The following is a 23,999-nucleotide window of genomic DNA, read 5'->3' as shown; positions in this document are numbered from 1 at the left end:
CCGCCTTGTAACGTTGATACTGATCCCCGTCGCTGTTAATCCACCCGTATCGACCCAATGACCTTTTCCATGAGCTCGGCCGCTTCTTTGCGCCAGGCGGCCGGCTTTTCTCGCGTGTTGTCGATGTACGCAAGCTGGACCGTCAGGTAGCGTGTGTCCGAGACCGCGATCGCGAATTCCCTCACTCCGATCACGGGAACCTCGTAGGTAAGCCAGGTCCGCCCGTTGATGACTACCCGGTAGAACTGAACCGGCCCGCCTGTATAACCCACTTTAACCAGTTCCCGTTTGAAAGCCGAAAGCAGTTCTGCCCTTAAGTCCGCACTCGACTTGATTTCGTTCTCATGGGCGGGATATAGGTGGACTTTCAGTTCAGCCACACCGGCAACCTGACGAAGCAGCCCGCTCCGGAAAGTCCAGTGCACGTTGAGGGCCTTGACTTCGTTTGCTTTCTCGAACAGCGCACTGTCCTGCAGCGAGAGTGACGGACGATACGTGACGAACTCGTTGTCCGGAGGAATTGGAGTAGAAATAGAGAACACACGTTCATCCATCTTGATTGATGGGATGGACTCCCTCCGTCTTTTTGCGCCAAAGTAGGCGTACTGGTTCACGTGGAGACGGGAATCAGTTAACGAAAGGAGCCCACTATGAATGCTACTACTGTGGCCGTCGATCTGGCCAAATCCGTCTTTCAGCTCGCCGTGGCCAATTCCTCCTGGCATGTCATTGAACAGCACCGCCTGACCCGCAGCCAGTTCGAGCGCTGGTTCGTCAATCGTAATGTTTCCCTCGTCATCATGGAATCCTGCGGTTCGGCTCACCACTGGGCGCGCCAGTTCAATGCCCTGGGCATTACCGTCAAGTTGCTGCCTGCGGCCTACATCCGCGCCTACGTCAAGCGCAACAAGACTGATGCCGCTGATGCCTGTGCCTTGCTCGAGGCCGCCCGCTGCGCCGACATCGTACCCGTCAAGGTCAAGTCGATTGAGCAGCAGGCGCTGCAAGGGTTGCATCGCACCCGCTCCCTGTGGATGGGCACCCGCACCTCGCGTATCAATGCACTGCGCGGTTTCTGTCGGGAATTCGGTATTTCCGTTACGGCTGGCAGCCGCAACGGCCTGGAACAAATCAGCCGTGTCCTGGCCGATCCGAATTCCGCTGTTCCTGTATTGATCCGCGGCACCATGAAACTGCTGGTCGAAGAAATCCACCTGCTCGAAGCGCGCATCGCGCAACTGGAACGCGAACTGACTGAGCTGGCCAGGCACAGCCCTGCCTGCACCACTCTGCTGTCGATCCCCGGCGTCGGTCTGCTCACTGCCACCGCCATGGTTGCCGCCACCAGTGGCAACGTCGAACACTTCCGAGATGCCCGCCACTTCGCCAGCTGGTTCGGCCTCACACCCAAGGAATACTCCTCCGGCAGCAGCCGCTCTCTCGGCCACATCTCCAAGCGCGGCGACCGCTACCTGCGCATGTTGCTCACCCACGGTGCCCGGTCGATACTGCGTGCCGCCAGTGTTGCACAGGCCGCCGGCAAGCGCATCGATCACTTGCGAATTTGGGCGCTCACTGTTCAGGGAAGGTCGAACCACAACAAGGCCACCTGTGCGCTGGCCAACAAACTCGCTCGCATTTGCTACGCGACGCTGCGCGACGGGGAACCCTATACCGGAACGGTGACGCGCATGAGCAAGAAAATGGAACGCACTGCTTACGCGATGCCAGCCTGAATCGATTGGACCACGTTTGACCCACCCGCCTTTGCACAGAGATTGATCGCCCATCATGGCACACCGGGACGCACCCACACCGCTTGACGCCGATAACTCTTCCGGCAGCTTCACGCCTGCCGCTTGTATCGATTGGCGCAGCGGTGACGCAGATTCCATGTCGGCACGGACCAAAAAAGAGTCCACTTCAGATGCCGGATATACGACTGCAGGCTTATCCCTCATGTCATCCCTGTCGATCAGTCCCTTGTACTTCGGAGGGAGTCCATATATGTAAAGTTCGTCTGAGTGCCTGATTCACCTGCTGCAGCGGCTGAAATTAGCCCTGCAAAAAAGACCAATAAGATATTTCTGCAAAGCTTGAGAGTTATGTTCGTCATTTGTGCCCGCTAACAGAAAGAAGCGTATGTGCATGGAGAGCGGGGAATCGAGTGCCTGTTACCGCTGGTCGTGCCCGACTTGCAAGCCAACCGAATCCATCGAAACCACAGCTTCTCCAACGTTTGGTCGTGACGGCAGCGTTGCTTATCCTGCCACGCCAAAGTTGGCACAACAATACCAAATGTATGGGGCACTTTGCGTCCGCTCCTGCCCGATAGTTGACGTCTGCTACGATGGAGAAACTATGCGGCTACCCACTCGATTATCAATTGCACTTTCAGGTGCCTGAATTTAAAAAGGATTTGTCAGGCACAGTAGCTCGTATCCCATCAAACGTACCATCAATTCCGGTTGACCTTCCGGCCGGCGACATAATCCAAAGATGGGATTCATATTGAGGGCCCTCGATCTGTCCTTCGTATCTGACCATCAACGCTGGCGACATCGACACTGATGCACGCCGGCCCAGATGGTCGCTCGGGTATCGAACCTACCTTTGTGCTGGGGGTTGAACGGCATCATCGCATTCAGCCATGACTCCTAACCCTAATGGCTGTAGCCGCTACCTTGGCCCGCGCCATATGCATTTTTTTGTAGCTGTCGATCAAGCGGCGGTGCCTGTCGAGCCCCTCCAGTTTCATACTGGTTGGCGTCAAGCCAAAGAAGCGCACGCTGCCGTCCACTGAGCCCAGCACCGCGTCCATCCGCGGATTGCCATACATCCGGCGGAAATTTACCACGTAATCGTCCAGTTCCAGGTCGTCATCGAGCAGCACCTCCAGCACCACGTTCAAGGCTTGATAAAACAATCCGCGCTCGACCGTGTTGTCGTTGTACTGCAAGAAGGCGCCCACCAGCTCGTGCGCCGCCTCAAATTGCTGCAAGGCGAGATGAATGAGCAGCTTCAACTCGAGAACTGTCAGCTGCCCCCAGTCCGTATTCTCATCAAATTCGATGCCGATCAACGTGGCGATGTCGGAGTATTCATCGAGCTCATTGTTATTCAAACGCTCAAGCAGCGCTTCCAGGCTTGCGTCGTCCAGGCGATGCAAGTTCAAGATATCGGCGCGGAACAACAGCGCCTTGTTGGTGTTATCCCAGATCAAATCTTCTACAGGATAAACTTCCGAATAGCCGGGTACCAAAATCCGGCAAGCAATGGCGCCCAGCTGGTCATGCACCGCCATGTACACCTCTTTGCCCATGCCTTCAAGAATGCCGAGCAAGCTCGCGGCTTCCTCGGCATTGGAGTTTTCACCCTGGCCGGAAAAATCCCACTCGACAAAATCGAAATTCGCTTTGGCGCTGAAAAAGCGCCACGACACCACACCGCTGGAATCAATGAAGTGTTCAACAAAGTTGTTTGGCTCAGTCACCGCGTTGCTTTCAAAGGTGGGCTGAGGTAAATCGTTCAGGCCTTCAAAACTGCGCCCCTGTAGCAATTCTGTCAGACTCCGTTCCAGCGCCACCTCGAAGCTTGGGTGCGCGCCGAACGAAGCAAAGACACCGCCAGTTCGTGGGTTCATCAAGGTGACGCACATCACCGGGTAGATTCCACCCAACGACGCATCCTTCACCAGCACCGGAAAGCCTTGCTCTTCCAACCCCTGAATGCCGGCCAGAATGCCAGGGTATTTCGCCAGCACTTCGTGCGGCACATCAGGCAGTGCCATTTCGCCTTCCAGAATTTCGCGCTTTACCGCCCGTTCGAAAATTTCGGACAGGCATTGCACTTGCGCTTCGGCCAGCGTATTACCGGCACTCATGCCATTGCTGACATAGAGGTTTTCGACCAGGTTGGACGGGAAATACACCACTTCGCCGTCCGACTGCCGCACAAACGGCAGCGAACAGATACCGCGCTGCACATTTCCCGAGTTGGTGTCGACCAGGTGCGAGCCACGTAACTCGCCATCGGGATTGTAAATGGGCAGGCAGTATTCATCGAGAATTTCAGCCGGCAGCGCATCTTTAGAACCAGGCTTGAACCAGCGCTCGTTCGGGTAATGTACAAACGCCGCATTGGCGATGTCTTCGCCCCAAAACGTACCGGCGTAGAAATGGTTGTTATTGAGTCGCTCGATATACTCTCCCAACGCCGACGCCAACGCGCTTTCTTTGGTCGCTCCCTTGCCATTGGTAAAACACATCGGCGAGTGGGCATCGCGGATATGCAGCGACCACACATTGGGAACGATATTGCGCCACGAAGCGATTTCAATCTTGATGCCCAAGCCCGCCAACACGCCCGACATATTGGCGATGGTTTGCTCCAATGGCAGATCCTTGCCAGCAATATAGGTGCTGGCGTCAGAAGCTGGCTTCAAGGTTAGCAACGACTGGGCATCGGCATCTAAGTTTTCTACCTCTTCAATCACAAACTCGGGCCCAGCTTGTACCACCTTTTTCACCGTACAACGGTCGATGGAGCGCAAAATACCTTGGCGGTCTTTGTCGGAGATATCCGTCGGCAACTCAACCTGAATCTTGAAAATCTGCTGGTAACGGTTTTCCGGATCAACAATATTATTCTGCGACAGGCGGATATTATCGGTCGGAATGTTGCGAGTGGCGCAATACAACTTGACAAAGTAAGCCGCACACAAGGCCGATGAGGCGAGAAAGTAATCGAAGGGACCGGGCGCCGAGCCATCGCCCTTATAGCGGATAGGCTGGTCGGCCACCACCGTAAAATCATCAAACTTGGCTTCAAGACGAAGCTTATCGAGAAAATTGACCTTAATTTCCATGGGGGATTTCCAAAAATGGTGCTCAAAATGATGTAGCCGCTATTATCCGTCGCCACGCCGGTGCCTTGTAATATATCGATGCTTTCCACAAACGCTGCCGCATACGGATAATTTGACAGACGAACACCATTGCGCAGGACGTGGTTGGAACCGGCGAGCTTCCATGCGCCATGGCGATATCCACGGCAGTGCCAAGTGCGGTTGCACTAAACTGGACTGGATCGCCACGAGTTCCGCCAACATTCTTCAGAATGCGAGTACTGCCAAGCGACAATCCAAAATATAAAGCCCTGTAAAAATAGGTCTTTAATAGTCAGTCAACTAGCGAAGAATGTTTCCTATTGGAATGTCTACTCCCACTCGATCATCGACAGATTCTGGAACCCGCATGATTAAAGAGTTTAATTGTGATTGACCGGCCGGTTTACTTTCATAACCAGTCCCTGTCTACATTGGACACCATGCCCGTGATGACGACTGCATAGGCACGAGATGATTAAAGTGCCTTGCCCCGGTCGGCATGCTCTCCGGAGCAGATCGCCGGCGGCACCAGCGCGTCCGCCAAAAAATCAAAGACGGCGCGAATGCGAATGGAATCCCTCAGCTCGCGGTGCGCGGTGAGCCAGACGGGCAGTTGCGGCAAGGGCTGATCTTGCATGACCTGCTTGAGTTGCGGATAGCATTGCGCCACGCGCTGCAGGGTGATCCCGACGCCCAGGCCTGCCAGGACCGCCTGCCAGCCCACGATATGGTTATCGGTGCGGAACGCAAAAAACGACTTGTCGACCTTGAAGCCGACTTCCCGAAAGCCTTCGATCAACTGGTTGGATTGGTCAAGCCCGACCCAGTCATACTGCATCCATTCGTCGTTGCCTTCGACTACGGAATGCTTGGCCAGGTAAACCTCGTGCGCATAAAAGCCCATCGGATAGTCCGCGATTTTTCTGGTAATCAGACCGGCCTGTTGTGGCCGGATCATGCGAATCGCAATGTCGGCCTCGCGCGTTAAAAGATTGTCGATCCGATTCGACGCGACCAGTTCGATCTGGATGGCGGGATATGCGGCGCGTAACGCGGCAAAGATCGGCGGCAGCACATAGGCGGACATGATTTCGCTTGCGGTAATGCGGACCGTCCCCGCCACGTCCCGATGCTGCGCGGTGACGGCCAGGCTGACCGCCTGCGCGGCTGCCAGCATACGCCGGGCGGGTTCCATGAGCGCGGTCCCGGCTTCGGTCAGGCGCAAACCTCGGGAAAGCCGCTCGAACAGCGCAGCGCCCACGTGCGTTTCCAGTTCCGCGATTTGCCGCGACAGCGTGGGTTGACTCAGACCGAGTACCGCTGCCGCGCGGGTCAGGGATCCGAGGTCGGCCACCAGGTAAAAGCTTTTAAGCAGGTTCCAGTCGATCTGCTGGGGATCCAGGAAGCCCTGCCCCGACTTGCTGGCAGTGATCAAATGTTTTTTCGCGTTATCGGTATTCATGAATGAATAGCAGGATTTCAGATATGCGTATTGTGATGGCCTTTGCACTACATGACAATGTGCTCAATAAGCTCAATCCATTCTTTCTTTTTTATTGGAAGTGTCATGCAAGCCAATTCACCTTCTTCCGTATTGATTCTTGGCGCCAACGGCCGTTTCGGACGGGTGGCAGTGGAAGCCTTCAGCCGCGCCGGTTGGCATGTGATTGCACAAAGTCGCTCGGCGCCTTCGGAAGCGCTTCCCCGTAATGCGGTTCCCTTGGTGTGCGAGGCCCTGGACACGGACCGGATACACGGCGCGTGTACCGGCAAAATTCAGGTGATCGTCAATGCCTTGAATCCTGCCTATACCAAGTGGGAACAACTGGTGCCGCCGATCACAGCGAGCGTTCTGGCACTCGCCCGAGAGACCGGAGCAATGATCATGCTGCCCGGCAATGTCTATAACTTCGGCTCCGCGCTGCCGGAAGTCTTGAGCGAGCACACGTCATCCGTACCGAATACCTCGAAGGCAAGAGTACGCATTGAGTTGGAGCGGCAGATGCAGTTGGCCGCTGCGGAAGGGGTAAGGAGCGTAGTAATCCGAGCCGGTGATTTCCTGGGTGGCGCGGGTCCCGGCACCTGGATGGATATGGTGATGGCAAAAAAACTGAATAAGCAGCAATTCACGTATTTGGGGCCAACCGATGTTGAGCATGCCTGGGCCTATCTGCCGGACCTGGCACGGGTGTTCGTCGCGGTCGGCGAGCATCGGAACGCCTTGCCGCCATTCGAGGTGCTTCACTATGGCGGGCTGGCTTGTACCGGGCGGGAACTGTTCCATGCGATGGAGCGCGTCACAGGTCGCGCCCTACAGCTGAAGCAGATGCCGTGGTGGCTTTTGCGTCTCCTGTCGCCGGTGGTGCCGATGTGCAAGGCTGTGCTGGAGATGCGGTATCTGTGGCTGCGTCCGCACCGGCTGGACGAAACGAAACTGGCTTCGCTCATCGGTGAGGTGCCGCATACGTCCCTCGATCAAGTTCTGCGCCACTGCATTGCTCCGAACTCAATGGGAGGAGAAGAGAACATTGGCCAGGCTATCGAATCGCATGCCATCCATAAGTGATCGCACGGCATGAACCGGTTTTACGAACAAGTGCTGGGACCGATTGCGATGGCTTCACTCGCAATTCAATAGCGATATGAAGAGAAGCACGCACATCAGCATCACGCCTTATGCAGCGGTGTCGTCATTGCCCCCGTACGACCCGGATGAGCTTTTCGATAATTGCGACAGATACTGCGGAGTGATTCCGAGATAGGATGCAATCACCTTGCGCGTCACTCTGGCTTCAAGTCCGGGATAGTCGTTCCTGAAGGCAGCGAGACGCTGCTGCGCGGATGCTACGCCATTGATATATCCGCTCCGGGCTTGCTTGCGCAGATTGTATTCGATGATTCTTGCCGACATTTCCGATGGAAGCACGCCTTCCGCCTCCAGTCGCCGCGAGACAAACCAATCGAACTTGAAGCACTCGATGCATTCTTCCGCAACCACAAAGCAGCGCGCGGGCGTCCCGGTTTCCGCGTCCAGCAAATCGTCATGGGTGCCGGCAATCTCGCTTTCAGCGGCGAATCTGAGCGTGACTTCAGCGCCGTTTTCCGCAAGGTATCCCGTCCGCGCAATACCACGAGTGATCCAGTAATACGCCTTTGCCGGCTCACCCTGCCGCTGCAGGTATTCGCCTTTCCGGAAAGACACAGGCTGTGCCAGTTCGGCCAGCACATACGCTGCATCCCAATAGGCTTTCTCGCTAAAACCGAATCGTTCCAGCATCGTGGATTGAAATCGTCTTGTTTGCTCAAGATACATGTTTTCCATTTTCTTCAACTAGTTGAATGCGCCACGCGCCGACGCAAGGTACTGTTTTCCACGACTTCCGTCGCGTTGGCAACGCCCCCGCCCTGGGACTTGCGGCCAATGGACCAATGAGAAGTTGGACAAAACCATTATAGAAAGACAAGACATGAGCATCAAACCGCTTGCTTCGGTGATCCTGACATTCGTCTGTGGCACCACTTTAGCCCAACCTGCCCAGCCATTGCCCGATCCGGCAACGACCGATCCTCGGACCTTGGGTTGGATGCAAGGCTTTCCGCCCGCTCCGGAAAAGACCATCCGCTTTGAAGATGGCAGCTTTTATAAATTTCCGCGTACCCGCTGGACCTTTTCCCATGTCCGCGAATTGTGGCCCACCGCCAATGTATGGCGCGGCCCTTCAGCCGCGACACCGCTGTCGGCCGCGCCGCGTCCATTGGACGCCATTTCGTTCACCGACGATAAAGGCGGAAAGACCACATGGGCCGAGATGCTGACCCGCACCTATACAGACAGCATCCTGGTATTGCACAAGGGCCGGATAGTGTATGAAAAGTACATGAACATCGCCGAGCCGCAAGTACCGCATTCGGTATTCTCGATCACCAAGTCATTCGTGGGCGTGCTCGCAGCAACACTGGCGGCCGAAGGAACACTGGATCTGGACGCTCCTGTCGTCAAATACATTCCCGAACTCAAGGACGGCGCCTATGGGGATGCAACGGTACGCAATCTGATGGACATGACAGTCGGTGTCCGCTACTCCGAAAAATATGCCGATCCGAAGGCCGAAATATGGGATTACTCGCGTGCCGGCGGTTCACTTCCGGTAGCGGCGGACTATGCGGGGCCAAAAACCTTCTATGAATTTTTGCTCACACTGAAGAAGGAAGGCAGCCACGGTGAAGCGTTTGCTTACAAGACGGTCAACACCGAAGTACTCGCCTGGATCATCAAGCGTGTATCCGGAAAATCCTTATCCGCGCTCATGTCCGAAAAAATCTGGCAACCGCTCGGCGTCGAGAACGATGCCTACTTTACGGTGGATGCGATCGGTACCGAAGGCGGAGGCGGCGGCCTGAACCTGACCTTGCGCGATATGGCCCGATTCGGCGACATGATGCGGCTTGGCGGCAAGTACAACGGCCGGCAAATCATTCCTCAGACCGTGATCGATGACATCCGTAAGGGTGGCGACCCAGCCAAGTTCACCAAGGCAGCCTATCCCGATGTGCCCGGCTATGGGAAAGGTTCGTCCTATCGCAGTATGTGGTGGGTATCGCATAACGCTCATGAAGTGTTCGACGCGCGTGGCATTCATGGCCAGCGTATCTATATCGATCCGAAGGCTGACCTGGTAGTCGTCAAACTATCGTCCCATCCGGTGGCCAGCAACCTGGCCAATATCCCGCTGACCGACCGGGCCATCGAGGCCGTGGCGGCCCATTTAATGAACGACTGATAGATCAGGCCGATGAATCCGGGGGTGCTTGCAGCACGCCCTCGGGTTCCTTTTCTTAGGCTGAGTGCGCAGCTTTTCTATCTCGCGATCCAACCCAGCAGTTGAGTCTCGAGCTTGAATCTTGCTTGAGCAACTAACTCGACTTTACAACGTCATCGATGACCACATCGTTCGGCTTTACTGTGGAATCTGACATCGCTGTGACTTGGCATTGCAAGCGCCATACTTTCATGCCTAAACCGCCCGTGATGACGGACATCCATCATCATCCAGCGCCATTGCCGGCTTCGACCTCTATATCGAAGTGCAGCACATGTTCAGACGTTCCCAGCTTGGTGTACAGCGCGATGGCCGGATCGTCACCGATATCCGCCTGTACGAACAGGACATAGGCTTCGCGCCTTGCCGCAATGTTGTTGAGTTCCCGGATCATTGCGGTCGCAATGCCCTCGCGTCGGTGTCCGGCGGCTACCGCCAGGTCATAGATATAGATCTCGCTGCGCTCTTGCTCGAATTTTTTCAGCTCGTAGGCAGCAATGCCGCCTACGACTTCTTTTCCCTTCAGTGCGACGAGCATGATGAAGTAGTCGCTGGAGAGCAGTTTCCGGAGATAAGCCGCACTTGGTCGCTTCCTGGAATAGGTTTCCACCTCGTCAAAAGCTTCTCCGAAGGTCGCCAAAAGGGCTTCCGTCAAGGCTATGTCGTCGCGGGTAAGTTGGTGAACGCTAAAGCCAGGTGGTGAGGACATGGTTAACTCCCAGACTGATTTGTTTACCGAAGTGCAGGCGGAAAGCACCAGCAGCACACAAACTAGCATACTCCGACTTATGATTCCTAACTGGGAAAGTGGGTGAGCAAGAACAACCTGGACATCGGCATAATTGGCAGCATCGATATCCCCTGGCCCTGTCAACATCGTTGCCCTTCGCGCCAGCGACAGTATAGGTTTGCGGTGAGCATGCGACATGTCATCGGCGCCGCATTCGGATTTCCGAAACCGCTTACAGAAGACCCTTCAAAGCCGAGATGCGCCCTTACTCCCGTTACATCTTATGCGCGTTGCAGGTGAATGATGATTGAGGGAGCACGTCCAAGGCTCACTACTCTTTGAGTAAAATGCCTCGCACTTGCTCACACCAATATCCAACTGCCTGGAAATAACCTTCCCATACACAGCCATTGCAGCCGCGCCCGCAGCAACTGGTTGGCTCTTCCGGTGGATCGCGAAAAAGTATATCGTTCTGAGCCAGTTGTACACTGAGGTCGGCAATCCATTGCCGCGCTTGGTAAGCATTGGAGGGTAAGGGAATTTGTGGCTCGTCATTCATGCGTTTAGTTGAGTAGAGTGCGCTGTGCGTACCGATTCAAGAAATAATGTAATCGTTTGATCAAAGATGTCATAACAGCCGCGCATAGATGCACGATTTAACGCCATGTTGAGCGGCGCGCTTTAGTGCGTCCGTTCGAACTATAGTTAGGCATGGGCGCTGGCATACGGACTTACCGCTCCATTTTGATGACACTGATCATGCCATCGGCCTCCATGCACGCCCGCTTCACCTGAGCACAGTCCTCAATACCCTTCTCGCGTAACTGGGCCATCAACTCTTCCTTCGTGACGAGTTCGGCCCTCATGTTCTTTCGAATCATTTTCCCGTTTTCGATGAGTAACAGTGTCGGTGCATGAAGAATCCGCTGGATTACCGGATACCGATGCGCAGCCCATTCGAGCATGTAGCTCCAGAACAGAATTGTGCCGACAAGGACACTACCTTCCACCACTGAGGTGTACTCTGCCGAAAATCCGTTCCCAGCAACTTCGGCCAGCAGCACGATGACGAGAACATCTGTCGTTCCGATTCCTCCGGCCTGCCGTTTCAGCACGAACCTCAGCAGACCGAAGAGGACTAAGTACATGATCGTGCCTCGCACAACCAACTCCATCAACGAATTCTTGGGCGTGAAGATGCCGTGCCAGTCTATGCTCCAGAATAACTCACCCATGGGGCTCTCCATTCAAGACTTCATCCAAGGTTTGCTCAGACTTTGCAAGCTAAGTCGATCCAGATCGGCAGGCAACGCACGCCCGACACCACTAATACACGGGTCAAGGCTAAAGCCTAACGCCCGAATTAAGGCGCGCCGCAAAGCGGCCTCGGCTTGAATGAGTTGTAGGCATCACTCCCATGTGTTGGCTCCCTGATCGAAGCCGTCACGATAAGGGCTGCCGACGCAGAACCGATGCCCACTCGGAGCTTGCATTACCACCCATTTATCCTTGCGGGACACGATCGTTGCCCCCAAACGCTCCAAGCGCGCAACCTCTAACTCTATTGAGTCCGTCTCAATGTCAAGATGTGCCCATGGTTCGTGACGAACTTGCTGAAGGATGACCTGCATGTCGCCGGGTGGCGTTACGAGCTGGATAAAGTTGCTGGTTGCATCCAAATCTTGGGGCAGCGGATAACCCAGTGCAGCACTCCAAAATCGAGCCTCTGACAAAAGATCGTCCGTTTGGCAATCAATGACAATGTTTCCCAGTCTGCTTCTGTGCATTAGTGCTCCTTCCTGATGCCCGATGCCTAACTAGATTTCATCGGCGTGGTCTGACTGATAAATCAGTGTGCTGCCTGAAAAACCATTTCGCTTGATCCTCCGCAAAGTGCATGCCGCCTACCATATAGCGGAATACTGTGCATATGCACAACGTTAATTAATATACAAAACGTCGCTGAAAACACTGCCTCGAAGCAACCGCCAAAACTGCTCGATCAGCTACGACGTTGCCTCTGAGGCAAGCACTATAACCTACCGACCGAACGCGTTTATGTGTACTGGGCAAGATGGTATATCCGCGTCCACCAGCTCCGCCATCCCGCTGATATGGGAGAGCATGAAATCCATGCATTTTTGTCGTACCTGGCCAACGAAAGAAACGTCTCCTTATCCACCCATCATCAAGCGCCATGCGTCTTGCTTTTCTGTACAAGCATGTGCTGCAAGTCGAATTACCCTGGATCGATAACCTGCCGAAGCCGTCGAAGCTGCCACGGCAACCGGCCGTACTGACCCGACAAGATGTCGATCTCATCTTTGCGCAGATGGAAGGCACGCACGTATTGAATACCAGACTGTTGTATGGCACCGGAATGCGGTTGGTGGAATGCGCACAACGGCGAGTCAGCGATATCGACTTTCAACGGCGGGAAACCACGATCCGGCGCAGCAAAGGAGGCAAGGACCGGCTCACCATGCTGCCGTCGTCGCTGATTCAGCCATTGCGCGACCAACTGGTGTGTGCGAAGTCTATGTATGAGGAGGATCGGCTGTATCGCCGTAACGGCGTCATGCTGCCCGGCACCCTTGAGCGCAAGTATCCGTCCGCTGGTATCCAATGGGGCAGGTTCTGGGCTTTCCCGTCTGATCACGAGTCGACCGACCCGCGTAGCGGCGTCGTTCGCCGGCACGTGCACTCCACGCAAGAGCGGACGTGTTTTGCAATATGGAGATTGGTTGAAAGAAAAGCTTTACCATTAGCCAGCTTAGCTGCATTCCTGGCAGCTAAGCTGATGTGGAAGAAAGGCACGCTAAGAAGCACTGCTTTCCCCGACATAGAACATGCCCCTGCTATGTGTTGGAGCTTCGATCAAGTCTATTGCGAGCAACGGCGGCGACGTTCTTCAGCCAGGGATAAGTATCGTACCAGCGCTTTGCGAATGCTTCGATTTCCGGTTTGTGGAGCAAAGATGCACCGAGCATGTCCAGACCATGAAGAAACATGCTCCTATGTCGGTCGCTCAACGTAAAGGCGGCCGAACCTGTGGAACTGATTACCTGCAGGTTCTCAACATCGATCCGGAGTTGTAACGGCGACGCCGAAGAGGATGCGGCCTCAAACAGACGCTGCATATCTGCTTCAGACACGCTCGCGAGCATCAAGCCATTATTCATGGCATTGGAGTAAAAGATTTCTGCAAAGCTGGAGGCAACGACGGCCCGTATGCCGGCCTGCTGGAGACCCCATACCGCATGTTCACGGCTTGAGCCACAGCCAAAGTTTTTGCCACCCAGGATGATGGTAGCCTGGGCATACTCGGGTTTGTTCAATGCGAAGTCTCGCCGCGGCTTACCCTGCTCGTCAAACCGCATGTCGTAGAACAGTCCCTGGGCCAATCCCGCCTTGTCAATGCCTCGCAAGAACTGCTTTGGCATGATTTGGTCTGTGTCCAGATTCGCAATGGGAAGTGGTACGGCAACGCCCTCAATGATCGCATTCTTATTCATGACTGCCTAAAAGCTTTCTGAAATCGGTAATTTTTCCTGTGACCGCGGCGGCGGCAGCCATTGCCGGGCTCATCAAATGCGTGATTGCTCCTCGCCCTTGCCGGCCCTCGAAATTGCGATTGGTAGTCGATGCACAACGCACGCCTGGCGCCAGTACGTCGTCATTCATCGCCAGGCACATGGAACAACCTGGCTTGCGCCACTCGAAGCCCGCAGCGATCAACTTGTCTGCAATACCTTCTTGTTCCGCTTGCGCACGCACTGCACCAGATCCGGGTACCACCATGGCCCTGACACCGTCGGCCACTTTTCTGTCACCTACCACATCTATTACCGCTCTAAGGTCCTCGATACGGCCGTTGGTGCAAGATCCGATGAATACGTGATCAATCTTGACGCCGTCGATTGCCGAGTCTGGCGCAAGCATGGTGTAACGCCGTGCACGCTCGTTGGCTTGATCTTCGACGTTGGCGTCACCGACCAGAGGTGTGCGGCCTGAAATGGGTATCGCCTGGTCCGGGCTTGTTCCCCATGTGACGTAAGGCTCGACAGCTGATACATCGAAGCTATGTTCAACGTCAAAAACCGCGTCATTATCGGAATGGAGTGTGCTCCAATGCTCGCGCGCTTGCGCTAGCCAGGCAGGGTTCTCCGCAATATCAGGGCATTTGGCCAGAATATACTGCGTCGTCACGTCATCAGGCGCGATAAGGGCTCCCCTGGCACCTGCCTCGACAGTCATATTGCACAATGTGAACCTTGCTTCGGTACTCAATCCTTTCAAGGCGGATCCGGTATATTCGACCACATAGCCGCGTGCACCTTGTGCACTGATACGACTGATGATCATCAGGATGATGTCCTTGGCTGTCGTACCTGATGGGATTTCGCCATCGAGCCGGATTCTCATATTGCCTGCAAGACGGTAAACCAAGGTTTGCGTCGCCAATACATGCTCGACTTCGGTAGTTCCGATGCCGAATCCCAGAGCGCCCAATGCCCCGTATGTCGTCGTATGGCTGTCGCCGCAAATGATGACCATACCAGGGCGAACCATCCCGTGTTCTGGCGCAATCACATGTTCAATCCCTTGCCATACGTCGTTGGTATCAAACAGCGGGATCCCGTGGCGATCGCAATTGCGCTTCAAATTGCTTGCCTGTAGTGCAGACGGGCCGTCGGCGATGACTCTGATGGCTTGAGGCTTCGTTGGAATAATATGGCTTACCGTTGAGACGTTCTGCCCTGGCATCAATGTCATAAGGCCACGCTCTTCCAGTCCCGCAAAGGCTTGTGGGCTGGTGTACTCATTCATCAAGTGCAGGTCCGCAAACAGCAGGACATTGTCCGCGTCCAGCTTTGCGACGGTATGCGAGCCTACCAGCTTCTGATATAAAGTCTTACCCATGTTTTAACTACTCCAGATTGCTATTCCGCTGTGATGCCACGTGTTTTTACCAGCTTTGCCCATGCATCCATTTCTGTTTTGACTTTTTCCTGGGCCTGCGGCGGCGTCGATGGCGTAGGGTCAAAACCTTCCTTCACCATGCGCTCTTTGAGCGTGGCGTTGCTCAATGTCTTATTCAGAGCCGCATTAAGCTTATCGACGATGTCCTTCGGAGTGCCCGCTGGTGCAAATACGATAAACCAGGTTTCGAAGTTGTAGTTCGGAACACCGGATTCCGCCAAGGTGGGCACATTAGGCATCAGGCTGGAACGCTTAGGACCTGTCACACCCAACGCACGCACTTTGCCTGCTTGAATATGTGGTTGAGCCGCTGAAAGCACGGGAAAGCTCATGTCTACTTGGCCTGCGATGGTGTCAATCAGTGCCGGACCGCCTCCTTTGTAAGGGATATGCGTGATATCAGTCCCAGCCGCCGACTTGAACAGTTCTGCAGACATGTGGAATGTGCTGCCACTCCCTGCTGAGCCATAGTTGAATTTTCCGGGCGCAGCCTTGGCCGCCGTAATCAGTTCCGCTGTATTTTTTGCGGGGAAGTTGTTGTTGACGATTAAGACATGTTGCGAGGTAGCTACCATACCGATCGGGGCAATCTCTTTGAGAGTGTCATACGGCATCTTTTTGAAGATCGAAGGATTGATCGCCAGGGAAACGGTGTGCAAGCCTATTGAGTAACCATCCGGTGTCGATTTTGCAACGTCGTTGACCCCAATGTTTCCACCCGCTCCGGCTTTGTTTTCAACATATATGGAGCCACCAAGCTGTTTCGACCATTCTTCGGAAATGCGGCGCGCGACAATGTCTGCACTTCCGCCCGGAGCGTAGGGCACAACCAACCTGATCGGGCGCGACGGGTAGGTCTCTGCATAGGCAGGCGCCATTGCTAATGATGCAAGTGCAAGGGCAATGAGTGTCTTCCGGCGAGAATTCATGGTGTCTCCAATAGGCGAATCGTATGTGTCGCTATACTATTCGTAAATTCGCGCCGTATAATTTCCCCTTGCACAATTCATTATGTCGTACAAGGAATGAATGGACGGAATCACTGACCTGAGCTTTTTTGCAATATTAGTAAAGTCGGGGAGCTTGGCCGCAGCAGCCCAGGAACTTGGCGTAACGCCTTCGTCCGTTAGCAAGCGCTTGGCCGGTCTTGAGACAAGACTTCGTGTTCGCTTGCTGAATCGGACAACCCGCCGCATAAGTCTGACCCCGGAAGGTGAACTGTATTTAACGGAAGGGGAAAGAATTATTTCCGATCTGGATGCTCTGGAACAAAGAATTTCCGGGAGCGCAGATACGCCAAAGGGCCTATTGAAAGTAAGCGCCACTTTGGGTTTTGGACGTCGTCACATCATGCCGGTCATTTCGACGTTTGCCCGGAAATATCCAGACGTAGAAGTTCAGATGCATCTTAGTGACCGGCCGGTGAATATGGCAGAGCATGGTTTTGATATAGCGATTCGGTTTGGGGAGCTTCCCGATACGCGGATGACGGCTCGCAAGCTGGCGAATAACCGCCGTTTCATATGCGCCTCCCATTCGTACATCTCTCAACACGGTATTCCGGCACATCCCAAGGAGCTATCTAAACACGAATGCATATTTATCCGTGAAAGCGACGAGACCTATGGAACGTGGCACTTTCGCTATAAAGACCGGCAGGAGACTGTTAAGGTACGGGGACAATTAAGCACAAATGATGGGGAAAGTGCCTTAGGCTGGGCACTTGATGGCCACGGTCTCATCATCCGCTCGGAATGGGATGTCGCCGCGTACTTACGCTCAGGAAGACTAAGGAGATTGCTTGAGGAGTGGGAGGTACCACCTGCGGATATTTATGTTGTCTATCCTACCAAACATAACTTGTCTGCGAAAACGCGCGCATTTGTTGAGTATATGTTGGAGTCCTTTGCCAGATATCGCGATAGCGGGAGAGAAAAGAATCAGTCTATGTGGTAAATCTGCTGTATGAGTAACGCAGTGTACCGTCCCGATATATACGGCAATGGCGGAATTTAATATCGGTCATTCATAGTTCCATGCCGGGGAATGCTACTCTTGGCAGCGCATCCATTAACGTTGAAGGCACGCTTGAACGTTAAGGCTACGCTGAATAAGTCCCGCGATGGCGCAGGCCTGATTTCGGGATGAGGCGCAAGGCGCAAACCACAGACATGGCGGGGCCATGGCGAGGATTTGCAACGTCGCGGATCGCCCGAAATCAGGATGTGCGACACGCGAGGACTTGTTCAGCGTAGCCTTAATATTCAGGCGGCAGCTGAATGCATACCGAATCGGTCGGCTTGCGCATCGATATTTATTGAATGAGGCAAAGCATGTTGCGAGCACAAACGCTGGTCCTGACGATGATTGCGATGATCGCTTTCGCAGCAAACTCATTGCTGTGCCGGTATGCGTTAAGCCATAGCGATACGGACCCGGCCAGCTTTACCAGTATTCGCATTCTGTCCGGCGCCGTGATCCTGTGGCTCATCACGCGGCTACGGACACCTCAACACGGCATGCAGGGCAACTGGCGCTCCGCGTTCGCGCTATTCGGCTATGCGGCGGCTTTTTCATTCGCGTATGTCAGCCTGCCGGCCGCCACCGGGGCATTGCTCCTGTTCGGCTCGGTACAGGCGACGATGATCGGCTATGGCTTAATGCACGGCGAACGCCTGCGCGGAGTTCGCCTGATCGGATTTCTGGCTGCACTGGCCGGGCTGGTTGCACTATTGCTGCCAGGCGTATCCGCACCGCCTTTGCCCGGTTCTGTCCTGATGGTCGGATCGGGCATTGCCTGGGCCGTTTACTCATTACGAGGAAAAGGCGCCACCGATCCGACCGCCGTAACGGCTGGAAATTTTTGCCGTGCCGCGTGTTTCGCGGTGGGACTGAGCATCATCATGCTTCCCTGGTCTTCGATCGATTTGGCGGGACTTGCTTATGCGGTTCTGTCGGGCGCGTTCGCTTCAGGCATCGGCTATGTAATCTGGTACATGGCGCTGTCCGGCTTGAATTCTGTGGAAGCCGCCACGGTACAGCTCAGCGTACCGGTGATTGCGGGCGCCGGCGGCGTCCTGATCCTTGCCGAACCGCTCAGCCTACGCCTGGTGCTTTGCGCTGCCACAGTCCTGAGCGGCGTGGCGCTGGTAATTATTCGAAAGTAAAAATTGACACCGTCCCGAAGGCTGCCTCGTCTTTCCAGGATTACCGTACGGCCGCTGGTTTTTAATGGCAATTCTGGCAAGTTAATGCTACGATTATGAAACCGGTTTCATAATTATTTTCCAGCTCATGCGTTCAAAGACGACTTCGCGTGTTACTACACCTCCGGGACCGACGCCTAAAACCACCATCGCCGACGTCGCGAAGGAGGCAGGTGTTTCCAAAGCGACCGTCTCGCGCTTTCTGAATCATCGCGACACGCTGCTGTCGGACGATATCGCCGCGCGCGTCGAAGCCGCGATCGCAATGCTACGCTATACGCCGAGTCCAATGGCGCAGTCACTCAAGCGCGGCCGGTCGGGACTGATCGGCCTGGTGGTGGCGGACGTCACCAATCCTTATTCCGTGGCGGTACTGCGCGGTGTGGAACTGGCCTGCCGGGAAGCAGGCTATCTGGTCATCATTTTCAATCTCGGCAACGACCGCGCCCGCGAGCAAGAGGCGATCGCAGCACTGACGTCCTACCAGGTCGAGGGATTTATCCTCAATACCTCGGGTTATGGGTCCATGAAATCGCGTCAGACAAATCATTATGGCAAGCCCGCAGTACTGGTCGACCGGCGACATGCCAACATGCATGAAGACTTCGTTTCGCTCGACAACGCCTATGCCATGACAATTGCAATCGATCACCTGATCGATGCCGGCTACCGCGACTTTCTTTTCGTGACGCAGCCCCTCGCCAATGTCAGTTCTCGCCTCGAGCGCGAGTCGGCGTTTCAGGATGGTATGAAGCGGCATGCCTCAACGGTGCGGGGAACGACTTTTGAAATTATGGAAGACGACGCAAAGGCACTCGATCGCGCCATTCAAAAACTGCGCAAGCGCTCGGGCGCGCGCACTGCCATCATTACCGGCAATGCGGTGATGACCCTCGTTGTCGCGAGCGCTTTCGCTCGCCTGGGTTTGCGATATGGGCTCGACGCCGGTCTGGTCGGATTCGACGATGCCGAATGGGCGCCGCTGATTGGCACCGGGATAACGACGGTCGCACAGCCAACCGAAGAAATCGGACGCACTGCGGCGCGATGCCTGATTGAAAGAATTGCCGGCTCCAATATCGCGCCGCGACAAATGCTGTTACCGGGAAGGCTGATATTACGCGGCTCATCCCAGCCGGCCGCCTGAATTATCCGCTGCCTTAGACTGCAAAAATCTGAAACCGGTTTCTTGCACTTTGAAACCGGTTTCAGTAGAATGAATCTTCAGTCTTCGGACCGGCCCTTGCGGCATGGCCGGCATCGAATCAATCGCAAAGGGGCAGATCGAGGCAGGCCTGGCATTGAATCTCAACCGGTTGCAGATATTTCGCTTCATTTATGACATCAGGCATGCAAGCCGCGCAAGATCATGATTGACTCCCTCTCTGCAAAGGCCTTGCAATGAACGCTCTCGATATCGTCACCTATGGCGAAGCAATGATGCTGCTTGTCGCCGACCGGCCCGGGCCGATCGAAAACGCACAGGCTTTCTACAAGCGTACCGCCGGTGCGGAGACCAATGTCGCCATCGGCCTGTCGCGTCTCGGGTTCAAGGTGGGATGGGCAAGCCGCCTTGGCACCGATTCAATGGGCCGCTACCTGCTCGCGGCGATGCAAGAAGAGGGAATCGATTGTTCCCATGTCGCCTGTATACCGGACCAGCGTACCGCGTTTCAGTTCAAGGGCCGGGTCGAGGACGGCGGCGATCCGCCGGTCGAATACCATCGCAAGGGTTCTGCCGCCAGCCAGATGACGGTCGACGACATCGATGTGGAATGGCTGCGGTCCGCACGTCATCTTCACGCCACCGGCGTGTTCGCCGCAATCTCGGACACCTGCCGCGAAGTAGCGTTTGCCTCCCTCCGATTGATGCGCGAAGCCGGCCGCTCGATTTCGTTCGATCCCAACCTGCGGCCGACCTTATGGGCAACGCCTGAGCTGATGAGAGAAAACATCAACAACATGGCTTTTCTTGCGAACTGGGTATTGCCGGGAATCGAAGAAGGCCGCTTTCTTACCGGGGAAAGTACACCGGAGGGTATCGCGCGGTTTTATCGCGACCAGGGGGCCGATCTGGTGATAGTGAAGCTCGGTGCGGACGGCGCGTTTGTCCATGGCGACGTGCATGGCGAGAAAGTATGCGAATACTTCCCTTCTTTTCCGGTAGACGAGGTGGTCGACACCGTCGGCGCCGGCGACGGCTTCGCCGCAGGCATCGTCAGTGTGTTACTGGAAGGCCGCTCGGTGCGGCAGGCGGTCAGGCGCGCAGCGTGGATAGGCGCTCGTGCGGTGCAGGTTGTCGGGGATACGGAAGGATTACCCACACGGGCAGAGACCATTGCGGCAGGTATGTAAATGGCATCGACAATTATCCCTGGGGCGCCATGAAGGAACGCGGGATCACGCTGTGTCACACGCCGGGAGTGCTCACCGAGACCACCGCAGACACCATCTTCGGATTAATCATGGCAACATCGCGACGCATGAGACGCACTACCGGATGGCGAAGCTGGCGACGACCAACCTGCTGAGGGCGCTGGCCGGGCAAAGGCCTCCTGCCGTGTACGAGGCGGATTGAGCCTGCAAGCTTTCACTGGTACTATTTTTTCATCTAAAAAAGGGACCTGTGATGGCAATCAAGATAGTAAGACTGGGAAGCCCGCGCGACAAGGATGAAGGCCTTCGCATTGGAACGGTTCGCCGGCCACCGAGAGGGGTGCGAAAGGAAGACTATGCAAGCAAGAATATCTACGACGTCTGGTACCCTAACCTGTCGCCCAGTGAAGAGCTATTGAAGGAAGGTCAGCATGCCGGAGATGCCAAATCCTGGGCGAGCTTCAGGCGTAAATTCATTGCCGAAATGAAGAAGCCCGAAGCGACCCGGACGCTGGACCTGCTTGCCGCACTATCGCACCGCACCAATATGTCGATGGGCTGCTATTGCGAAGATGAAGCGCATTGCCACCGATCGATACTGCGTGCTTTGCTGGTCGAACGCGGCGCCGATATGCGCTGAATTCACGCCCATGTGTCTCTGCATCCCGTTCATCCTTTTAGGCGCGACAGCAACACAATGATCTATCGGTACTTGGCCGCTGTAATGAATTGACTGAACGACTCGCACCAGACGATCACGGTGTTGTAGTGCGATACGTCGATCGCCTCAGGCACCGCGACCGTGAAGTTCTCGAACGTCCGCACGTCGCCCACCCGCACCATGCGCGATTTCAGTCGCATGAAGTCCGCCTCGGTTTCCACGAATTCCGGCGACAGGTAAAGCTTGTAGTCAGGCCCCGGAGCAAGCTTGCCAGTAAGAACAATGTGTTGACGACCAACCGAGACCTTGCCTTCTCCCCAGTGCAGCAAATCGCTGTCCTTGAGGTCCCGGCGAAACTGGCCGCTATAGCTGGCTTGACTCGCTGCCGATGCCGCCTCGGCCGAGCTGGGCCCCGCTGGCGCCGTAAGGATGGGAAGAGCGTAGATGCCGAGGGCGAAGCCAAGTCCTAGCGCGACAGCGTGAGAGGCAACGAGAAGCAGCAGTTTCTTCATGGGAGCTGAAGTCCAGTAAAACCAGATAAAAGGCACCCGACCGGTAGCCATACGGACCGTGCAGTCCGATATTTACAGTGGTAGGCTCATAATCATTGTAGTTTGATCCTGCACAAGCCGGGTTGAAATGCGAGCGAGTTCGGTGTGATAAACGTGATTGCTCTTTCTTATCAGGCTGACCGCTTTCTTAATGCGATGTTCCGGTGACCGTTCGGGAATAGATTGCCAACCGTCAGTCCCTGGAGCCATGCCGGGTCGCTTCAAAGATCTTCGATCACCAACTGCAGATTCGCTACATTCCGGTTGTTCGTCGTAAGATACCAGCCCTTCAATGTCAACTGCTCGCTGGTACCAGTCACCAGAACGAGATACTTGCTGCTTTTCTTGAACACGAGGTCTGCATAGGTGATACCTCGTCCCAGCGATATCGTATTGTCCTTTCCCGTACTTGCTGCGATCGTGTCCTGGCCGTCGCCATGGTTAAATACAATGACATCAGCACCGGTGCCGGTGGTGATGGTGTCGTTCCCGGCTCCACCAATCAACAGCTCTTTGCCTGTACCACCTGTGAGGATATCAGCACCGGATCCGCCATCCAACAGGCTGTTGCCCGATGTGTCCTTGACGGTATCGACACCGGCACCACCTTGCAGCAGATCCGTACCGCTACTCCCATCCAGCGTATTGTTTCCGCCGTTACCGAGAATCAGATTCGCCAAAGCGTTGCCGGTACCGTTGATAGCTGCAGTTCCTGTCCGTGCCAGCGATTCGACATTCGTGGCTGCCGTAAGCGTGACTGAGGACCTGACCTGATCAATCCCTTCATTGATGCTTTCAGTCACAACGTCGCTTGCGTTATCGATGAGGTATACATCATTGCCCACGCCACCAAGAAGCTTGTCCGCTCCGGCGCCACCGTCTAGCGTATCGTTTCCTGCGTTGCCTGTTAGTGTGTTGATCGCAGAATTTCCGGTCAACAGATTGTCCAAAACGTTGCCTGTGCCATTAAGCACGGTTGTTCCCGTCAACACCAGGTTTTCCGTATTCGCACTCAGCGTGTACGTTATGCCGGACCTGACAAGGTCGGTTCCTTCATCCGCATTTTCAGTAACGACGTCACCGGTGTTATCCACTACGTAGATATCGTTACCGGTACCACCAGACATACTGTCCGCGCCTGTCAGGCCTTCGAGAGTGTTAGCCGCGCGATTGCCGATCAGGACATTTCCAAGCGTATTGCCCGTACCATTGATCGTACTGCTACCAATCAATGTAAGTCTCTCCATGTTGCTCGCCAGCGCCAGGATGGTCTCGCCGCGGCAGATTTTGGGCAGCCACTTCTGCTTCTGCTCCTCGGTGCCGAGACGCACGATATAGGGGGCCACGATGTCGGAGTGGACTCCCAGGCTCCAGCCGGAGATGCCTGAGCGATGCAACTCCTCGATCAGGACGGCAGAATGACCAAAGTCGCCACCGCCCCCGCCATACTCGGTGGGCACGGTCAGGCACAGCAGGCCCTCGCGACCGGCCTTGAGCCAGGTTTCGCGATCGACATAACCGGCTTCATCCCATGCGGCCTGGCGCGGCAAGCACTCACGCTCAAAAAAGCGCCGCGCGGTTTCGCGCAGCATCTCATGATCGTCACGGTAGACGGTACGGTGGATATGCATCGGGATCTCCTGTTAATCCGCTTGCCGTGCGGACAATGATTAGTGAGTGGCGGCCATCGCTGCGCACAATTCAGGGGTCTAGTTTCAATGCATGGGTGGAAACGCACGACACCCGAGTCGGGTGGGGGCTATTGATGGTTAGCCAAGGTCGTG

Annotated in this window: 21 protein-coding genes and 4 pseudogenes; 12 read left to right on the top strand and 13 right to left on the bottom strand. The window is 55.2% G+C overall.

What is annotated here, in order from left to right; genetic code table 11:
* Window positions 1-35: 35 nt before the first annotated feature.
* Window positions 36-554 (bottom strand): hypothetical protein, encoded by a 519-nt coding sequence (locus D3871_RS26680; RefSeq protein WP_119772103.1) that lies wholly within the window; start codon window positions 552-554, stop codon window positions 36-38.
* A 96-nt stretch (window positions 555-650) separates the two neighbouring features.
* On the opposite strand from D3871_RS26680, the gene D3871_RS26675 reads away from it, so the two are divergent.
* Window positions 651-1,736, top strand: a complete 1,086-nt coding sequence (locus tag D3871_RS26675) for an IS110 family RNA-guided transposase (protein ID WP_119767376.1) — start codon at window positions 651-653, stop codon at window positions 1,734-1,736.
* A 908-nt stretch (window positions 1,737-2,644) separates the two neighbouring features.
* On the opposite strand, the gene D3871_RS26670 is transcribed toward D3871_RS26675, so the two are convergent.
* Together D3871_RS26670 and D3871_RS26665 are read right to left on the bottom strand one after the other, a co-directional pair.
* Window positions 2,645-4,867 (bottom strand): OsmC domain/YcaO domain-containing protein, encoded by a 2,223-nt coding sequence (locus D3871_RS26670; RefSeq protein WP_119772102.1) that lies wholly within the window; start codon window positions 4,865-4,867, stop codon window positions 2,645-2,647.
* 496 nt (window positions 4,868-5,363) lie between these two features.
* Window positions 5,364-6,350, bottom strand: a complete 987-nt coding sequence (locus D3871_RS26665) for a LysR family transcriptional regulator (RefSeq protein WP_119772101.1) — start codon at window positions 6,348-6,350, stop codon at window positions 5,364-5,366.
* A 105-nt stretch (window positions 6,351-6,455) separates the two neighbouring features.
* Here D3871_RS26665 and D3871_RS26660 point away from each other — a divergent pair, with 105 nt between their 5' ends.
* Window positions 6,456-7,454: an NAD-dependent epimerase/dehydratase family protein gene (locus D3871_RS26660; protein ID WP_158598078.1), complete on the top strand. Its 999-nt coding sequence runs from the start codon at window positions 6,456-6,458 to the stop codon at window positions 7,452-7,454.
* A gap of 108 nt (window positions 7,455-7,562) precedes the next feature.
* Here the strand turns inward: D3871_RS26660 and D3871_RS26655 are convergent, their stop codons facing one another.
* Entirely contained in the window at window positions 7,563-8,201 is a 639-nt protein-coding gene (locus D3871_RS26655; RefSeq protein WP_158598077.1) for a Crp/Fnr family transcriptional regulator, read from the bottom strand.
* 154 nt (window positions 8,202-8,355) lie between these two features.
* Between D3871_RS26655 and D3871_RS26650 the strand changes: the two genes are divergently transcribed.
* Entirely contained in the window at window positions 8,356-9,669 is a 1,314-nt protein-coding gene (locus D3871_RS26650; protein WP_119772098.1) for a serine hydrolase domain-containing protein, read from the top strand.
* A gap of 265 nt (window positions 9,670-9,934) precedes the next feature.
* On the opposite strand, the gene D3871_RS26645 is transcribed toward D3871_RS26650, so the two are convergent.
* The 4 genes from D3871_RS26645 to D3871_RS26630 all read right to left on the bottom strand — a co-directional run bounded on the left by D3871_RS26645 (window position 9,935) and on the right by D3871_RS26630 (window position 12,225).
* A complete protein-coding gene (locus D3871_RS26645; protein WP_119772097.1) occupies window positions 9,935-10,417 on the bottom strand; it encodes an AAC(3)-I family aminoglycoside N-acetyltransferase in 483 nt (160 codons plus the stop codon).
* Between the two features lie 352 nt (window positions 10,418-10,769).
* Window positions 10,770-10,997, bottom strand: a complete 228-nt coding sequence (locus D3871_RS26640) for an oxidoreductase-like domain-containing protein (protein WP_119772096.1) — start codon at window positions 10,995-10,997, stop codon at window positions 10,770-10,772.
* 172 nt (window positions 10,998-11,169) lie between these two features.
* Window positions 11,170-11,673: a DUF421 domain-containing protein gene (locus D3871_RS26635; RefSeq protein WP_119772095.1), complete on the bottom strand. Its 504-nt coding sequence runs from the start codon at window positions 11,671-11,673 to the stop codon at window positions 11,170-11,172.
* Between the two features lie 174 nt (window positions 11,674-11,847).
* Window positions 11,848-12,225 (bottom strand): VOC family protein, encoded by a 378-nt coding sequence (locus D3871_RS26630; RefSeq protein ID WP_119772094.1) that lies wholly within the window; start codon window positions 12,223-12,225, stop codon window positions 11,848-11,850.
* Window positions 12,226-12,477: 252 nt separating this feature from the next.
* Between D3871_RS26630 and D3871_RS31805 the strand changes: the two are divergent.
* Both D3871_RS31805 and D3871_RS31800 read left to right on the top strand, forming a co-directional pair.
* Window positions 12,478-12,738: pseudogene (locus D3871_RS31805) on the top strand (phage integrase N-terminal SAM-like domain-containing protein); the annotation flags it as partial.
* Window positions 12,636-12,911, top strand: a pseudogene (locus tag D3871_RS31800) (tyrosine-type recombinase/integrase); the annotation flags it as partial. The pseudogenes D3871_RS31805 and D3871_RS31800, both read left to right, overlap by 103 nt.
* Window positions 12,912-13,296: 385 nt before the next feature.
* On the opposite strand, the gene leuD reads toward D3871_RS31800, so the two are convergent.
* The 3 genes from leuD to D3871_RS26605 are packed head-to-tail and all read right to left on the bottom strand — an operon-like array spanning window position 13,297 to window position 16,350.
* Entirely contained in the window at window positions 13,297-13,953 is a 657-nt protein-coding gene (leuD, locus tag D3871_RS26615) for a 3-isopropylmalate dehydratase small subunit (RefSeq protein ID WP_119772091.1), read from the bottom strand.
* Window positions 13,946-15,361: a 3-isopropylmalate dehydratase large subunit gene (leuC, locus tag D3871_RS26610; protein WP_119772090.1), complete on the bottom strand. Its 1,416-nt coding sequence runs from the start codon at window positions 15,359-15,361 to the stop codon at window positions 13,946-13,948. The genes leuD and leuC overlap by 8 nt, the downstream gene beginning before the upstream one ends.
* A gap of 20 nt (window positions 15,362-15,381) precedes the next feature.
* Window positions 15,382-16,350, bottom strand: a complete 969-nt coding sequence (locus tag D3871_RS26605; RefSeq protein WP_119772089.1) for a tripartite tricarboxylate transporter substrate binding protein — start codon at window positions 16,348-16,350, stop codon at window positions 15,382-15,384.
* A gap of 100 nt (window positions 16,351-16,450) precedes the next feature.
* Here D3871_RS26605 and D3871_RS26600 point away from each other — a divergent pair, with 100 nt between their 5' ends.
* From D3871_RS26600 to D3871_RS26570, 7 genes and pseudogenes are all read left to right on the top strand, one after another.
* On the top strand, window positions 16,451-17,377 hold the full coding sequence (locus tag D3871_RS26600) for a LysR family transcriptional regulator (protein ID WP_119772088.1): 927 nt from the start codon (window positions 16,451-16,453) through the stop codon (window positions 17,375-17,377).
* Between the two features lie 377 nt (window positions 17,378-17,754).
* Window positions 17,755-18,588, top strand: a complete 834-nt coding sequence (locus D3871_RS26595) for a DMT family transporter (protein WP_119772087.1) — start codon at window positions 17,755-17,757, stop codon at window positions 18,586-18,588.
* A 127-nt stretch (window positions 18,589-18,715) separates the two neighbouring features.
* Complete coding sequence (locus D3871_RS26590) at window positions 18,716-19,774, top strand: LacI family DNA-binding transcriptional regulator (protein WP_119772086.1); 1,059 nt, start codon at window positions 18,716-18,718, stop codon at window positions 19,772-19,774.
* A 106-nt stretch (window positions 19,775-19,880) separates the two neighbouring features.
* Window positions 19,881-19,964 (top strand): annotated as a pseudogene (locus D3871_RS31795) (amino acid ABC transporter permease); the annotation flags it as partial.
* A gap of 64 nt (window positions 19,965-20,028) precedes the next feature.
* The gene (locus D3871_RS26580; RefSeq protein WP_119772085.1) at window positions 20,029-20,982 is read left to right on the top strand and encodes a sugar kinase; all 954 of its coding nucleotides are present in this window, start codon (window positions 20,029-20,031) and stop codon (window positions 20,980-20,982) included.
* Window positions 20,983-20,984: 2 nt separating this feature from the next.
* Window positions 20,985-21,113, top strand: a pseudogene (locus D3871_RS26575) (bifunctional glyoxylate/hydroxypyruvate reductase B); the annotation flags it as partial.
* A gap of 143 nt (window positions 21,114-21,256) precedes the next feature.
* Window positions 21,257-21,643, top strand: a complete 387-nt coding sequence (locus tag D3871_RS26570; protein ID WP_119772083.1) for a DUF488 domain-containing protein — start codon at window positions 21,257-21,259, stop codon at window positions 21,641-21,643.
* Window positions 21,644-21,705: 62 nt separating this feature from the next.
* On the opposite strand, the gene D3871_RS26565 is transcribed toward D3871_RS26570, so the two are convergent.
* Together D3871_RS26565 and D3871_RS26560 are read right to left on the bottom strand one after the other, a co-directional pair.
* Window positions 21,706-22,176 carry a DM13 domain-containing protein gene (locus D3871_RS26565; protein ID WP_119772821.1) on the bottom strand — a complete coding sequence of 157 codons (471 nt, stop codon included), beginning with the start codon at window positions 22,174-22,176 and terminating at the stop codon, window positions 21,706-21,708.
* A 260-nt stretch (window positions 22,177-22,436) separates the two neighbouring features.
* Entirely contained in the window at window positions 22,437-23,846 is a 1,410-nt protein-coding gene (locus tag D3871_RS26560; protein ID WP_158598076.1) for an acyl-CoA dehydrogenase family protein, read from the bottom strand.
* Window positions 23,847-23,999: the final 153 nt, after the last annotated feature.

Origin of the sequence: Noviherbaspirillum saxi, from assembly GCF_003591035.1 — a bacterium.
In the GTDB taxonomy this organism is placed as follows: Bacteria; Pseudomonadota; Gammaproteobacteria; order Burkholderiales; family Burkholderiaceae_D; genus Noviherbaspirillum; species Noviherbaspirillum saxi.
The sequence above is the reverse complement of the archived record's forward strand: the minus strand, read 5'-3'. Positions and strand labels throughout refer to the sequence as shown.